This window comes from Vibrio tapetis subsp. quintayensis, from assembly GCF_030409945.1.
GTDB classification, from domain to species: Bacteria; Pseudomonadota; Gammaproteobacteria; order Enterobacterales; family Vibrionaceae; genus Vibrio; species Vibrio quintayensis.
In genome coordinates, this window is sequence record NZ_JAUFQV010000007.1 from 1 (window position 1) to 16,198 (window position 16,198).

The 16,198-nt window shown below is 43.1% G+C and carries 11 protein-coding genes; 3 read left to right on the plus strand and 8 right to left on the minus strand.

The features are described 5' to 3' along the window. A partial coding sequence (locus tag QWZ04_RS01895; RefSeq protein ID WP_290324417.1) for a cadherin-like domain-containing protein occupies nt 1–5,783 on the plus strand: 5,783 nt, incomplete at its 5' end. Nucleotides 5,784–5,915: 132 nt separating this feature from the next. On the opposite strand, the gene QWZ04_RS01900 is transcribed toward QWZ04_RS01895, so the two are convergent. Further along, entirely contained in the window at nt 5,916–7,112 is a 1,197-nt protein-coding gene (locus QWZ04_RS01900) for a class I SAM-dependent methyltransferase (protein WP_290324418.1), read from the minus strand. Nucleotides 7,113–7,415: 303 nt separating this feature from the next. Then, the gene (locus QWZ04_RS01905) at nt 7,416–8,819 is read right to left on the minus strand and encodes a methyl-accepting chemotaxis protein (RefSeq protein ID WP_290324420.1); all 1,404 of its coding nucleotides are present in this window, start codon (nt 8,817–8,819) and stop codon (nt 7,416–7,418) included. 84 nt (nt 8,820–8,903) lie between these two features. On the opposite strand from QWZ04_RS01905, the gene yccX reads away from it, so the two are divergent. Continuing rightward, on the plus strand, nt 8,904–9,176 hold the full coding sequence (gene yccX / locus QWZ04_RS01910) for an acylphosphatase (protein ID WP_290324422.1): 273 nt from the start codon (nt 8,904–8,906) through the stop codon (nt 9,174–9,176). A 31-nt stretch (nt 9,177–9,207) separates the two neighbouring features. Here yccX and QWZ04_RS01915 read toward each other — a convergent pair whose 3' ends face one another. From QWZ04_RS01915 to QWZ04_RS01940, 6 genes are all read right to left on the minus strand, one after another. Further along, nucleotides 9,208–9,537 (minus strand): TusE/DsrC/DsvC family sulfur relay protein, encoded by a 330-nt coding sequence (locus QWZ04_RS01915; protein ID WP_290324424.1) that lies wholly within the window; start codon nt 9,535–9,537, stop codon nt 9,208–9,210. Nucleotides 9,538–9,662: 125 nt separating this feature from the next. Next, nucleotides 9,663–10,328, minus strand: coding sequence for a Bax inhibitor-1/YccA family protein (locus QWZ04_RS01920; protein ID WP_290324425.1), 666 nt, complete (start codon nt 10,326–10,328; stop codon nt 9,663–9,665). 230 nt (nt 10,329–10,558) lie between these two features. After that, nucleotides 10,559–11,308 carry an amino acid ABC transporter ATP-binding protein gene (locus tag QWZ04_RS01925; RefSeq protein ID WP_102521531.1) on the minus strand — a complete coding sequence of 250 codons (750 nt, stop codon included), beginning with the start codon at nt 11,306–11,308 and terminating at the stop codon, nt 10,559–10,561. Between the two features lie 21 nt (nt 11,309–11,329). Next, complete coding sequence (locus QWZ04_RS01930) at nt 11,330–12,427, minus strand: amino acid ABC transporter permease (RefSeq protein ID WP_290324428.1); 1,098 nt, start codon at nt 12,425–12,427, stop codon at nt 11,330–11,332. A 1-nt stretch (nt 12,428) separates the two neighbouring features. Further along, a complete protein-coding gene (locus tag QWZ04_RS01935) occupies nt 12,429–13,631 on the minus strand; it encodes an amino acid ABC transporter permease (protein WP_290324430.1) in 1,203 nt (400 codons plus the stop codon). A gap of 72 nt (nt 13,632–13,703) precedes the next feature. Beyond that, nucleotides 13,704–14,732: an amino acid ABC transporter substrate-binding protein gene (locus QWZ04_RS01940; RefSeq protein ID WP_290324431.1), complete on the minus strand. Its 1,029-nt coding sequence runs from the start codon at nt 14,730–14,732 to the stop codon at nt 13,704–13,706. Nucleotides 14,733–15,179: 447 nt separating this feature from the next. Here QWZ04_RS01940 and QWZ04_RS01945 point away from each other — a divergent pair, with 447 nt between their 5' ends. After that, on the plus strand, nt 15,180–16,121 hold the full coding sequence (locus tag QWZ04_RS01945; protein ID WP_290324433.1) for a siroheme synthase: 942 nt from the start codon (nt 15,180–15,182) through the stop codon (nt 16,119–16,121). The last annotated feature ends 77 nt before the right edge of the window (nt 16,122–16,198 follow it).

The following is a 16,198-nucleotide window of genomic DNA, read 5'->3' on the forward strand; positions in this document are numbered from 1 at the left end:
CAGACATCACCAGTGGTGAAGTGGTGATCGACACCACGGCTCCAAGCGTGCCAGTGGTAGTCATCACTGAAGATACGAACAACGACGGTCTGATCAGCGAGACAGAGTTGGACGGTGACGTGAACGTGACCATCAGCCTTTCAGGCACAGGTGCGCTGAAAGGCGATACCTTGACTGTGAACGGCACGCCAATCACGTTGACCCAAAATCACATCGACGCAGGCAAAGTGTTGACGACGGTGGATGCACCGGCGGAAGGCGCGAGACTGACAGTGGACGCGACCATCACGGATGCGGCGGGCAACGTGTCAGAGAAAGGCACAGACAGTGCGAAACTGGATACCAAAGTTTCAGCAGAAATAGATATACTTCATATCGCTGGCGATAATAAAATCAATGGTACAGAGTCAAATGCAAATATCAGTGTTGTTGGGTTTGTAAATAAAGACGCGAAGCCCGGCGATAATATTGACTTTTACTTGGAAGGTGAACTAATTGGTTCAGTTGAAGTTTCAAACGAACCATACCTAAATTCAAATGGCGAGCAGGCTGGTTATAAATACGAGTTTACGACACTTGGTTCTAACTTGATTCCTGACGGGGAAGTTGATGGAGTAGGGCAACTTATAGCTAAAGTTACAGTCATTGATGAAGCTGGCAATACACACGTTGCTAGTAATCATGAGAGTTATTTCTTTGACCTTGTGGCACCTGACGCACCATCAATCACAAACATCACCGATGACTCAGTAGATTCGGACTACTCCACGGTAACCCTACACGGAACAGGAAGCGAACCAGGCAACACAATAGAAGTCTTCGCTAAAGATGCATCTGGACTTTACGTATCAATTGGAACAGCACTAGTTGTAGCTGGTAGCCCATCGCCAACTTGGACGCTGGATATCTCGTCTGAAAGTGCGATCCCACTAAACGATAATGAATTCCTTTATGCTAAAGAAACGGACTCATACGGCAACACAAGTGAAGCATCCGATACAGTGCACTATTACCACGGTGATTTCGATCCTGCACAATCTGAAGCTTCCGATGATTATGTATTGCTCGGTACGGGTGACGACGAATTTATCGTCAATAAAGATGACGAGAACGATAAACTGGTAGCAGACGGTGGGGCAGGAATAGATACAGCGAAATTTGATTTTGCGAAAGATGCCCAAGGCGTAACCGTTACTATAAATGCATCCGGTGAAGTCGTTGTAGTTGACCCTCAAGGGGATACAAACACCTTCAGAGAGTTCGAGAAATTCGATTTTGATGGCGAAGTCATTAGCAAAGACGAAATCCTGAAGCCTGAAGTCAATATTATTGATGCCGATAATATTCTGACTCAGGTAGAGCTTGGACATAATGTTAATTATACGGTCAAGCTTCCGGTAGGTGCTGCGGTCGGTTCTACGTTAGTTCTAACGATTGAAGGCGTTGCACAAACACCGATTCAAATTACGCAACAGCACCTAAATAATGGCCAGTTGAACTTAAGTCTTCCGGGAAGCGACGTTGTTGGAAGTGAATTGACAATTGGAGCTCAAGTCACCTTAGAAAATGGTCAGACCGGTGAATCAGGCTCAGATAGCATTGACGTTAATGCAGCGCCTAACGCTGAAGACGACAGCTTAAATAATATAGATGAAGAGACGATAGTTACTATTGCTAAGTCAGATCTCGTTGTTAATGACTCTGATGCGGATAGTGACAGTTTCAGCATTACAAATGTTGGTAACGCTGTTGGCGGTACAGTGGCAATTATTGGCAGTAACGTAGTATTCACTCCAACAGAACACTTTAACGGTAAGGCATCGTTCACCTATACGATTACTGACGCTCATGGTGATATAGACACAGCAACGGTTGAATTTACTTACGACGCTGTTAATGACCAAGCGACTATTACAGGAATTGATGTCGGGTCAGTTACTGAAGTCGATGGTTCTGTCATTTTGAGCGACACAGGAACTCTGTATTCAACGGATGTTGATAACGTAAACAACCTATTCCAAACTATTGTTAGCGATGTTGTTCACCCAACGGAAGGTGCACCTCACGGGTCATTAACGATGACTGAAGCAGGCGTTTGGACATATAACGTAAATAATAGCCAAATTGAGTCATTAGCTTTAAATCAGACTCGAGTCGAAAGCTTCATTGTTAAGTCGGCAGATGATACGACACACCAAATTGATGTGACTATTACTGGTACGAATGACGAGCCAACAGTAAGTGGCCCCGTCACCAAAACGGTAGCAGAGGACAGTAGTTCTACGGTTGATTTATTGCAGAATGCCTCAGACGTGGATAACGGCCATTCCTTGTCGATCGTCGATTTAGGAGCTCTGCCTGACGGAGTTATCGTTTCGGGCTCAACATTAACCATAGATACTAGCCATGCTTCTTATCAGCATCTTGGCAAAGATGATTCGATGGATGTGACGGTCAATTACAAAGTAAAAGATGAAAATGGGGCAACGGTTGACCAAAGTGCTGTTATCACGGTTACAGGTACCAATGATGACCCTGTAGCTCAGAACTTCAAGCTAACGACGGACAGTGATGGCGATGTCGAGTTTAAATTCACAGATGTTGATTTGAACTTAGTTACTCAAGATTCTGCTGTGTCTGATGTTGAAGATGATCATGACGGAACAACTCTTAAAATAGTCATTGATGAAGACCCATTGTTTGGTGATTTCTACATAGCTGGAACCAATCAAAAAGTTGCTCAAGGCTCTGAAATAGATGCTGATACTAAACTTGAATATCGTGCCGCTGATGATGCGAACGATAAGCTTAGTTTTGATGCTGTTGATTATATCAATGCTGGAAATAGCGTAGATAGTTCAGTTAAGACGATTGTTATAGGTGGAGTTAGCATTTCTGGAGGAGTTTATAGTGGAGACATGGAAAAAGTAGTCTCACTAACGAAAGAAAGCCTTGGTTATGACTCAGAATACAAAGACCGTGGGTTTGGTGTTAACTCGGTTGGTGATGTAGATAATGAAATAAGCTCTTCCGCACAAGAGTACATGCAGATCAATTTTGCAGACGGGGTTACTGTAACGAGCGCTGATATTAGTTTTGCAAGTATGCATGGTCATTATGATAAAGATGCAACGCAAAATGCGCAGGTCAACATTTATCTGTATCGTGACGGCAAGCACGTTGAAACACTTGTTGTTGATGCTGATAAAGGGGATACATTATCCAATTCGCTCGCAACGAAGACGATTGAGTTTGAGGATGGTTTCGACGAAATACGTGTTACGACCACTGCTAATAGTAACTCTAACTTCACTGTTAGAGGTGTTGAGGTTAACGAATCTACGATCAGTGAAAGTATTGACTATCATGCCGTCGACGCAGACGGTGCTGATAGTAATACGGCTCAAATAACCGTAGATGGTACAACATCTGATGCAAAACCTGACGTGAGTGTTCAGATTGGTGAGCCGTTGATAGTTAAGGCTTCTGAATTGGCAGAACATAATGGTGCCCGTCGCTTTGACTCGTTGACCAGCGCAAGACAGGAATATTCGACATCTGGCAAGTTAATCAATGAGGGTGATCATCGACAAGATTCACTTTGGCATGAGAACAAGGATGCAGATTATTTGATGATCGCCCATGGTGGGAACAATGAAATACTGACTGCACAGCACGGAGACTTTAACGATATTCTAATTGGTGGTGATGGTGTTTTAGGTAACCCCGATAAAGATAAGCAAGATTCACTTTATGCTCGAGGCGGAGACGATATCTTAATCGGCGAAGGTGGGGACGACGGTCTTTATGGTGGTTCGGGTAAAGACACTGCAGTATATGCTGGAAATTTTGATGAATATGACGTTTCCGATGTGAAAACAACATCTGGTAACTCTAAATTCTTTACTGTGGAAGACGAAGGGCATGAAGACGCAGGACGTTCTGATGAAGGAGACGATGATCTTTATGATATCGAATACTTGCAATTCGCAGACGGCCTATATCATTGGAACGGCAGTGAATGGGAGAATCTTGACGAACAAACGTACCTCGAATATCCATTAGATATTGATGCATCAGTAGGTGATATTGCTAGTGATATTATCCACTCTTTGACCATCGAAGGTTTACCTTCAGGATCTGAAGTGGTAAACAGCAGTGGTGATGTCGTTGGATCTCTTAATAGCGATGGTACATGGTCAGTGCCAGTAACTAGTGGTCAGACTGAAATTAGTATAGATGGCCTGTCAGTACGAATCCCTCAAGGTGAACAACTTTCTATTAACGTTAAGGTTGAAGCTATTGACTCAGGTAACAATGATATTGAGTCTAGTGAAGCATCTGCTACAGCACCGCATGAAGTGTTTGTCGCTCAAGAAGATACACCACCAACCTTGATTTCATTGGTGTTGGATTCATCTGGCAGTATGGACGATTATTCACACAATGGTGTGACCAGAATGAACCTAATGCTTAAGGCGTCGGTTGCGATGCTAGCAGATGTTAAAGATCAACCTGGATCTAGTGCAGTGCATGTCCAGCTGATTGATTTCGATAATAGAGTCTCAGGTAGTAGTAATGAGGAGAATATGTCTCCAATCGGTTGGTTTACCGTTGATGAGGCGATAGCAATACTTACCTCTGCTCAGAATGGTTCAGTTGAAGTCGACGGAACCAAATATTTTCAGGTGCAAGGTGGTACGGATTACGAAGAGGCGGCGTACGCGACTATAAATGGTTACGACAGTTTGCCAACTGGTATTGATGCATCAAACACCAATGATGTAGTTTATTTCATTAGTGATGGTGAAAGTAACGGCGGTTGGGACGGCGACGCTGAAAAAGCATGGGATAACTTTACAAAAGGTAAAGATGTAACCGCAGTAGGTATTGTTCAGTCGGTGACTTCTGAAACGAGCATCGAACACCTTGAAGATATCTCTAACAAAGTGGTCTATATTCCGGATAGCGAGCTTACAACTAAGTTACCTCAACTGGCGCCTACAATTGGCCAATCGGGGGATTTGTTAGGGGCTGATAGTACCAGTAAGGTTGTCATTGATGCGGATAAACTGGACGTTATTCAGTTTATTGCTGAAGACGGAAGCGTGACAACACCTGCCATTAGTGCAACAGAAGTTAATGGTGATCTTAAAATCACAACCGATTACGGTGAACTATTCATTAGCGAAGATGGTAGCTATGTATTTGAACCTTCAAGCACGGCTACTGATGTGAATACGGGCAAAGCGGTTGGCTTTGAGGTGCTCTATACCTTAGTTGATGCGCAAGGTAGTGAAAGCCAGCGTCTAATGTCGTTAAATATTCATTCGGACGGAGAGACTGTTCTTGCGCAAAGCCATGCACAAGTTGGCTCTACTGCTAATGATACATTAGTAGGTACAGGCTTCGATGATATTCTGCTTGGTGGCGATGGAGAAGACATCCTAACCGGTGGGTTAGGCAACGATATCTTAACTGGCGGTGATGATGCAGATATCTTTAAGTGGGTTGCTGGAGATTTAGATGGAAGTACAGATCGCATTACTGATTTCAGTATTTCTGAAGGAGACAAAGTAGATCTATCAGACTTGTTTACTGATACACCAACTCAACAGCAAGTGACTGAGCTATTGGATAATATCAAAGTCGATGGTGATGCGGATAACTCTTCGATGATAGTTGAGAAAACAGGTCAACAAGTAACCATAGAGTTTGATGGTTTATCTGCTGCTGACCTAACGAATAACTTAAGTAATATCTTGGTGATTAAAGAGGACTAAGTTTTCCCTAAGCCAACAAAAAACCGAGATTGAAAAATCTCGGTTTTTTTATACCCACAGCGCCTAATAGCGCTATTTTTGAGCCTGTAGCCTGTAGCCTGTAGCCTGTAGCCTGTAGCCTGTAGCCTGTCTTTACAACACCTTACAAGCAAACCCTTTCAAATAAAACCCTTCAGGATAAGCCGTATCAACTGGGTGATCTGCTGCTTGTTCAAAACGTTCGATGAATTTAACGCTGCGGCCTGCATCTAGTGCCGCGTCGGCAATGATTTTTTGGAATAGGTCGTTACCCATAAGGCCTGAGCAAGAGTAAGTAAGCAATGTGCCACCTGGTTTCAAGATCTGCATGGCAAGCATGTTGATGTCTTTATAGCCATTCGCACCAGACGTTAAGTTGTTCTTGCTAGACACAAACTTTGGTGGATCCATGATCACGACATCAAATTTCGTGCCTTGGTCGCGGTATTCACGAAGCAGTTTAAATACATCTGCGTTTAGGAATACAGCGCGCTTTTTCGAAATGTCAAAACCGTTGATTTCCGCATTGTGTTTTGCGGTATCAAGAGCTGGTTTAGATACATCGACGTTGATAACGCGTTTAGCATCGCCTTTAAGCGCGTACAGGCCAAATCCGCCAGTGTAAGAAAAGCAGTTAAGAACTTCTTTGTCTTTAACGTATTTGATTGCTTGTTGGCGGCTATCGCGTTGGTCTAGGTAGAAACCAGTTTTGTGTCCATCGACAATATCGACGCTGATTTTAACGCCATTCTCTTCGATAACGACCGATTTAGGTGGTGTTTCGCCATGAAGCACACCAACAGTTTGTTCTAAACCTTCTTTTTTACGAACAGCTACATCAGAGCGCTCGTAAATATTGCATTCTGGGAACACTTCTTTTAATGCTTCTACCAAAGCTGGCTTTTGTAATTCGGCGCCTGCACTAAGAAGCTGACAAACAAGAAAGTCTTGATACTTGTCTATGGTAATACCAGGGAGGCCATCAGACTCAGCGGCAATCAGGCGAAAGCCAGTAAGGCCATCTCGTTCAATTATATCTTCGCGAAGAAGTAGGGCATCTTGAATTCGTTTAACAAAAAATGCCTGATCGATAGAATCCGATTTTTTGAAGCTCCATACACGCGCGCTGATTTGCGAATTTGGGGAATATGCTGCTTTAGCTAGCCATTCGCCATTGTGAGCAAGGATATCAACGGTTTGACCTAGTGTTGGCTCGCCTTCGATTTTTGCAATACCGCGAGAGAAAACCCAAGGGTGTTTGCGGCGTAGCGATTTATCGCGGCCTTTAACAAGAGTTAGTGTAGGAGTCATTTGAAGTGCCTGATTGGTTGATCTAAGGCGCGTATTTTGAGTGAAGCAGTAGGTAAATGCAATAGATGTTGTAAAGAAGGGGCAGGTGAGAAGGCACAAGGCTTAAGGCGGAAAGGCATAAGTGAAGAAATGGGCTCGATTTGTTCTCGCACCCAATACTCCACTTGATACTTATATTTTGTTACTTAGCCTTTAGCCTTTAGCCTTTAGCCTTTAGCCTTTAGCCTTTAGCCTTTAGCCTTTAGCCTTTAGCCTTTAGCCTTTAGCCTTTAGCTTTTAGTACTTAGCCTTTAGCACTTCAAACTACGCCTTTAACCCAGTAAGAAGTTTTTCCATTTGGTCGCTTTGCACGCGTAGGCTATCGATATTGCCATTTGAAGATTGAATAAGAGTATTCACTTCGTTTGACTGATTTCGAATCGTTTCTACACTTGAGGCAATGCTGTCGGCTACCACGCCTTGTTCTTCTGCGGCTGTTGCAATTTGGGTACTACTTTCTGAAATGAATTGGTTCTTATCAGAAATATCGGTGATCTGTTTGTCTACTTCACCCATTAAGCTTTGGCCTTGGTTGGCATTCAATACCGTGGTTTCCATTAAACGAGTTAGGGCACCACTGTTTTTCTGCAGAGCTTCAATCATGGATTGAATTTCAACCGTTGCTTGTTGGGTTCGACCTGCAAGAGTTCGAACTTCATCAGCTACAACAGCGAAGCCGCGGCCTTGCTCACCGGCACGAGCCGCTTCAATCGCTGCGTTAAGTGCCAACAGGTTGGTTTGCTCAGAAATTGCGTTGATAGTGGCAACCACTTCGTCAATCTGAGCGGCATTAGTATCCAATTCTGCTACGGCTTGTGCTGCAGATTGTATTTCATTACTCAAGTTAGAAATAGAACTCAGCGTTTCGCCAACTTTTACCAAGCCATCTTGCGCGACATTACGAGCTTCGTCGGTTTGCATGCTTGAATCGTGAGAAAGGTTGGCAACCTCACGAATGGTTGTCGCCATCTCTTCGGTAGCACTGGCGAGTGAATCCAAGTTGGATTGCTGCTGGCTCGAAAGGTTATAGCTGGTTTGAGATGATTGATTAAGCTCCGAGCTAATCTGTTGCATCAGCGCGACGGATTCTTGAATCGCTAAGACCAATTTCTGTTCGCGTTCAGATACCTTGTCTATATTAATAGCAATGGTGCTGAATTCATCACGAACAGGGAAATAGTTCAAACGAGCTTTGAGATCGCCATTGGCAAGAGTGGCAAGTGCTTTGTTGGTCGAAAACATCGCGCCGCCAATAAAGGTCATGATGTAGTAAACGGTTAAAGCAACAAGAAATAGGGCACCAATGATAATACTCAGTTGTGTCGCTGAAAGCCAAGAAACTAAACTAATATCAGGGTTTGGCATTAAGCTAAGTGTTCCATTTGCAACGGTAATCGCTTCTGGTCCACGGCCAACAATAATATGGTCGGACTGTGCAATGGCACCCATCACTTGCTGCTGAGTCAAGTTGCCGGCATCCGCTAAAGATTGAACAGCGGTCAAATCTTTAATAACAAGCTCATGAATTAAGTCATTAGCAGCAAAGTTAAGAATGGCGGTCACGATAACAACGGCCAGAGCTGGCAAGATGAATAACAGGTAAAATTTTTCTTGGATTTTTAGGTGAATGAGATACTTATCTATCCAGCGAAACGGGATTTCTTTCATAATTGTGGCTCTTATTTCTAAATGTTGTTAGACATTGGCATGATAGAACTAATATAGCATTGTGCATTTTTATAGGGTAATAAAATGGTTCAAAAATGTGTGCGGTTTAGCGTAAACGGTCAAGTTCAATGTGTTGGATTTCGTTTCCATACGGCTCAATATGCATTGAAACTGGGTTTGGTCGGCTATGCAAAAAATCTAAATAATGGAGATGTGGAAGTGCTGGCTTGTGGTGAACCTATGAATGTGGCCACGTTAGCGTCATGGCTAGAAAAAGGGCCAAAAACAGCCAGAGTAGATTCGGTCACTTCTGAAGAGGTCTCGGAAGCAAATATTGAAGGGTTTGTTATTTTGTAGGCCGTGAAAGCCTACAGATATGATATCGACATTACAAGCACTTAGCGGGTTTTGGTAAGCCAGCCAGTTTAGTGGCTTGTTTAGCTGGGCCTTGCCTGAAAAGTTTGAACAAGTATTTGCTGTTTCCCTTTTCTGGGCCGTGTGCTTTTTCCATCGCTTTGACCAACATTCTAACTGCTGGCGATGTATTAAACTCTAGGTAAAAATCACGGACAAATCGAATGACTTCCCAGTGCGCATCCGTTAGCTCTATACCTTCCTCTGTTGCAAGAAGAGGGACCATGCCTTCTTCCCATTCTTTGAAGTTTAGAAGGTAGCCCTGTGCATCTGTTGCAATTTCTTTATCTTGATAGTTCAGCATGGTATTTGTTCGTCAGGTTCATCTGGCGCTAGGTTAGCTCAAATTTAAGCTTTATACCATAAGCTTACATCAATAGAAAAGCCCGAGCAATGCTCGGGCTTTTGGGGTTCAAATAACAACAAAGATTAGTCGTTGTTGTTCATGATACCTAGAATGCTTAGCAGGCTGATGAAGATGTTGTAAATAGATACAAACAAAGTCACTGTCGCTGAGATGTAGTTAGTTTCACCACCGCGAATAATGCCTTGAGTCGTCATCAAAATTGCCATTGTAGAGAATACAATGAACAAGCTGCTCATTGCCAAATGCATAATTGTCGATTGGATAAAGATGCTAGCGATCATGCCAACAACCAAAACAACAAACAAAGAAAGCATTAGGCCACCAAGCATAGACAAATCACGCTTAGTTGTTAGCGCGTATGCCGATGCTGCCATAAATGATAGAGCAGTACCGCCAAGAGCAGTAATGATCACATCGCCCATACCTGCACCAAGGTACATGTTTAGGATAGGACCAATGGTGTAGCCCATGAAGCCTGTGAATAGGAAAGTAAACACCAAGCCCATCGAGTTATTGCGATTCTTTTCGGTTAGGAAAAGAAGGCCGTAGAAGCCAACTAGTGTAATGATCATACCTGGGTGAGGCATGTTCATTGCCATAGACACGCCAGCCACAACCGCTGACCAAAGCAGAGTCATAGACAGCAAGAAGTAAGTACTACGCAGTACTTTGTTTGTTTGAATCAGACTCTCTTGTTGGCGAGAGTTCGATACGATTGGACCGTTCATAATGTTCCTCGTAAGGTGACGTTGTTATCTATAAGACATTTATGGGGGCTAAAGTTCAATAATACAAGCGCTAGAGCCAACCATAGAGGTAAAAATAGTACGAAAAATAACGAGATATGTATCAACGACTTTGTAACACATTGTTACCGAGTTGTAGTGATCATAGCTGCCAAAGATAAGGCGACCATTTCAGTCGCCTTGTTTAAGTGTAGTATCATCTCTTGGAAAGTTTAATGATGCAATATCTGGCTCAAGAAGTTTTGGGTTCGATCAGACTGTGGGTTCTCAAAGAAGTCGACTGGGTTGTTTTCTTCAATGATCTCGCCAGCATCCATAAAGATAACTCTGTCAGCCACTTCTTTTGCAAAACCCATTTCGTGCGTTACACATAACATGGTCATGCCTTCCCCTGCTAACTCAACCATTACGTCAAGTACTTCTCGAACCATTTCTGGGTCGAGGGCGGAAGTTGGTTCATCAAACAACATTACTTGCGGATTCATACAGAGTGAACGAGCAATTGCTACACGTTGCTGTTGGCCACCAGACAGCTGCCCTGGGTATTTCTCTGCTTGATCTGGGATCTTAACCCTTTCCAAATATTTCATTGCGACGGCTTCAGCTTCTTCTTTAGGCATTTTCTTTACCCAAATTGGTGCTAACGTGCAGTTTTCTAACACGGTAAGGTGAGGGAATAGGTTGAAGTGCTGAAAACACATGCCTACTTCTTTACGAACCGCTTCGATGTTTTTGATGTCTTCTGTTAGTTCAGTTCCTGACACGAGGATCTGACCTTTTTGGTGCTCTTCGAGCCGGTTAATGCATCGAATCATGGTGGATTTACCAGAGCCTGAAGGGCCACAAATAACGATCTTCTCGCCTTTACGTACCTCTAGATTGATGTTCTTTAGTACGTGGAAATCGCCGTACCACTTGTTCATGTCCTTTAATTGGATCATTAGTTCATTTTCTTGCGTCATAATACGTCCCTGCGCTTAATTCTATCGTTTGTGACCGGTATGAAGTTTGTTTTCAAGCCATATCGAGTATCTCGACATGCTGAAACAAAATACCCAGAACACTAACGCAACAAATACATAACTCTCAGTCGCAAAACCTAACCACTCTGGGTCGGTGTTTGCTGCCTGACCAATACCAAGTACATCAAACATACCGATGATAAGCACCAAACTGGTGTCTTTAAATAGACCGATAAACGTGTTAACAATTGATGGAATGGTGATTTTTAATGCCTGAGGTAAAATAATTAACCCAGTTTTTTTCCAGTAGGATAGCCCTAATGCGTCGGCTGCTTCGTATTGACCCTTAGGGATAGCTTGAAGCCCACCACGTACCACTTCTGCCATGTAGGCTGCACTGAACATAACCACACCGATCAGAGCACGGATGAGCTTATCTGTTTCAGAGCCTTCAGACATAAATAGCGGCAGCATTACTGAAGCCATAAACAGAACGGTGATTAATGGAACACCACGCCATGCTTCAATGTAGACAGTACATAAGCTCCGAATAATTGGCATCTCAGATCGACGACCTAATGCTAGAGCGACACCGATTGGTAGTGAAACCACAATGCCCACTAACGCGATGATTAGCGTAACTAACAGGCCACCCCATAGATGGGTATCAACCACTTCTAAGCCAAATACGCCACCATATAACAGGCCTGCTGCCAAGAATGGGTAAATATTGACGAAAAATAGCCAAATCCACGTACGTTTCGGGGTTTTTTCGTAAGCCAGTAATGCGACGAAAACCGCTAACGTGCCGAAGAATAAGCGAGCGCGCCATAGTTCTTCTGTTGGGTAAAACCCATACATATACTGTTGCCAGCGGACGCTAATGAATACCCAACAAGCGCCATCACGAGTACAGTCGTCACGTGTTGTGCCAAACCAGTCTGCCGAAAGCACGGCCCAATCTAATGTGTTCCAAAACAGCGTGATAGACAGGTAACCAAGAATGACAGTTAATATTGAATTACCAACGCTATTGAATAGGTTTTTCTTTAACCAGCTACCGATACCAACAGTATTCGATGGAGGCGGAAGGTCAGGTTGAAATTGATGAGTACTCATATTATCTCTCCACCAACGCGACTTTACGGTTATAGATGTTCATCAAGGCAGAAGTAACCAAACTTAGAGTTAAGTAAACCCCCATCGTCATCGCGATAATTTCAATCGCTTGACCTGTCTGATTGAGCGTTGTACCTGCAAACACTGAAACCAAATCTGGGTAACCGATCGCCATCGCAAGGGATGAGTTTTTGGTCAAGTTCAGATATTGGCTTGTGAGTGGTGGAATAATGATTCGCAAAGCTTGCGGAATAACAACAAACTTAAGTGTGCGTGAACGAGGCAAGCCAAGCGCCATTGCCGCTTCGGTTTGTCCGTGACTGACAGCATTAATACCAGAACGAACAATTTCAGCGATGAATGAAGCCGTATAAACGCTCAGTGCCATAAGTAGTGCGGCTAACTCAGGAAGTATCGTAATACCGCCACGGAAGTTAAAGCCTTTGAGTACTGGATATTCTGCTGTGATGGGCATTCCAACGAGGAAGTACGTGACAACAGGTAAAACAACACATAAGCCTGTAGCAATAAGAGCGACGGGAGTTTGCTGTCCGGTTAGTTTTTGCTTGTTCTTTGCCCAAACCGAAATAACGATAGAGGCTGCGATGGCAATAACAAAAACACCGAGCACAATGCTACTTCCTGCTTCAAACACTGGGCTTGGTAGGTATAAACCTCGTACGTTGAGGAATATAGCTTCACCTAAACTCATACTTTGTCGAGGAGACGGCAAGGCTTGCAGTACGGCAAAATACCAAAAGAAAATTTGTAGTAAAAGGGGAATGTTTCGGAAAACTTCGATATAGACTGCTGCTAATCGGCTAACAAGCCAGTTAGATGACAATCTTGCGATACCCATGGTAAATCCAAGCAAAGTCGCAAAGATAATACCAAGTACAGCAACCAGAGCTGTATTTAAAAGACCAATAACGAACGTTCTTCCATAAGAATACGTTTCGTCATATTCGATGAGTGTTTGGCCAATCCCAAAGCCTGCTTCTTGTGTTAGAAAGTCAAAACCAGTCGCGATGCCGCGGGCATCAAGATTGTTTAATGCGTTGCTCACAATGGTATAAATAAAACTACCGAGAGCGAAAACCGCAATTAACTGAAAAACAACAGAGCGAAAAGTAGGATTGTATAAAAGGTTAGCTTTTTGAGATGGCTTAGTATTGCCTTCGGCTAAATTATTCGTAGGTTTCATACAACAATAACCTCAAATCCATTTAAAGAAGGGCGGAAATACCGCCCTTTCTGATTTATTGTAGTAGTGGAATTAGCGAAGTGGTGGAGCGTACATGAAGCCGCCTGCATTCCATAACGCGTTCACGCCACGTGAAATTTGCAGAGGAGAACCTGTACCAACTGTGCGTTCGAAACTTTCACCATAGTTACCGACTTGCTTAATAACTTGGTAGCTCCAGTCATCACTCAAACCTAGGCCTTTACCTTTTGGACCATCAACACCAAGGATACGCTTGATATTTGGATCGGTAGATTTAAGCATTTGGTCTGCGTTCTTAGATGAAATACCGTACTCTTCAGCATTGATCATTGCATTTAGTGTCCACTTAGCAATGTTGAACCATGCATCATCGCCTTGACGAACAACAGGGCCTAGAGGCTCTTTAGAAATGATTTCTGGCAATACAACTGCAGATGCAGGATCCGCTAGGTTAAGACGAAGTGCGTATAGACCAGATTGGTCTGTTGTGAGAACGTCACAACGGCCTGAATCGAACCCTTTAGATGTTTGAGCGGCAGTATCAAATACTACAGGCTTGTAAGACATGCCTTCGTTACGGAAGTAATCCGCAAGGTTTAGCTCTGTTGTTGTACCCGACTGAACACAGACAGATGCGCCATCAAGTTCTTTAGCACTTGTTAGTCCAAGGTCTTTCTTAACCATGAAACCTTGACCATCGTAGTAGTTAACCCCTACAAAGTTCAAACCTAGCGCTGTATCACGGTGCAGTGTCCACGTTGTGTTACGTGAAAGAACATCAATCTCACCTGATTGAAGTGCAGTAAAACGCTCTTTCGCAGTTAGGGGTACGTATTTAACTTTTGTTTTGTCGCCTAATACCGCAGCAGCAACAGCTTGACAGTACTCTACGTCGATTCCTTCCCACTCACCCTTAGAGTTCGGGTTAGAGAAACCAGGCAAGCCAGTACTAACACCACATTGTAGTGAGCCTTTTGCTTTCACTTTCGCTAATGTGCTTTCTGCAGCTTGTGCTGATGTTGCCATCATGACAGTTGATGCTGCTACTACTGAAGCAAGAATAGTGAGTTTGTTCGCCATATGAATCCTTCCTGTATCATCCATGTAAAACCGAACCAATTCGGTTCACGTTAAAAAAACTAGCATTTTGTGCTGACAGATTGTTTCGAACGACCTAACAATAAATCAACTAGTTATAAGCGTAGGAAAAGAATTGTGGTTTCTCAAATAGTTAATTTAAAAGAATTTTTGAGAACCGTCACAAAACTTGACGTAATTAGAATGAACAAATGTAACTAGTTTGTAAATAGTGCAACCGCGCTCCAACGTTGTGCATCAGAGGTATTGTTACAATATTGATACATTTATTGGGTTTTAATCTCATTTTCTTGCATATATGTAGTTGATATGTCTTTATAGAGTTGAAATTTCGAAGCTAAATGATGTCCGTGTTGGGTGGGGCATATCGTCAATGCCCCATTTTTGTTAGACTTTATAGGCATATATAAATGAGTAGAAAGGTAAAGGATGCGATATTTTCCACTGTTTTTTGACTTAAATCACAAGCCCGTATTGGTTGTTGGAGGAGGAGAGGTCGCTTCTCGTAAAGTCGATGCTCTTGTGAGAGCGGGTGCAAGAGTGACGATTGTGTCTCCGAAAATTGACTCCTTTTTGATGAACTTAGTCGATCAAGAGCAATGTGTCTGGGAAAAATCTTTTTATCATTCGGATATGATGAAAGGGTATGTACAAGCTTGGGCGACAACCGATAATCCAGATTTAAATCATCAAGTTTATCAAGATGCTAAAGACCAAAAAATCATGGTCAATGTGGTAGATGACTTGCCATTTTGTGATTTTATTACCCCATCGATGATAGAGCGCGGTCGTATTCAAGTCGCGATTTCAAGCGGCGGAGCATCCCCTGTTCTCATTCGAAATATTCGCGAAAAAATTGAATCGGTATTGGCCCAGAATTTGACATTACAAGCTGAGTTCGCGGCGTCAAAACGCAACAGCATTAAAAAGAATTTAGATAGCGTAGACAGCAGAAGACGTTTCTGGGAAACCTTTTTCGCACATCCGTTGGTTGATAGCGCGAGTAGCAGAGAAGCGCTAGAAGATGTGTATCAAACGTTGATTAACCAGGCTTACGAGCCTACGAAGCGTGTTACTTGGCATGAATTTGGGCAAGATGTAGAGCTGCTCTCTATTAAAAGCCTACGTTTGATGCAACAGACTCAGATGGTTTTGTACCCGAGCTCATGCCCGTTTGAATTCGTTGACTTATGCCGTCGAGATGCTGCAAGGCAACCTTATGACTCTATTTCCCATCTTTCTAAGTTATTAGAAGAAGCTTCACGTAATAATGAAGATGTGTGTGTGTTTGTTCCGGAGCGTTCCAAGTGCCCTCCAGAGTTAAATTTGCTTCTCAGTAATGCAGCACTGTTGCAACTTGCTAAAATTTAAAACGATACAAAATCGTACATTTTAGGCTTCCATTTGGTTGGGGGCCTTTTTATTCCTTGATAGATTAACTTACATGT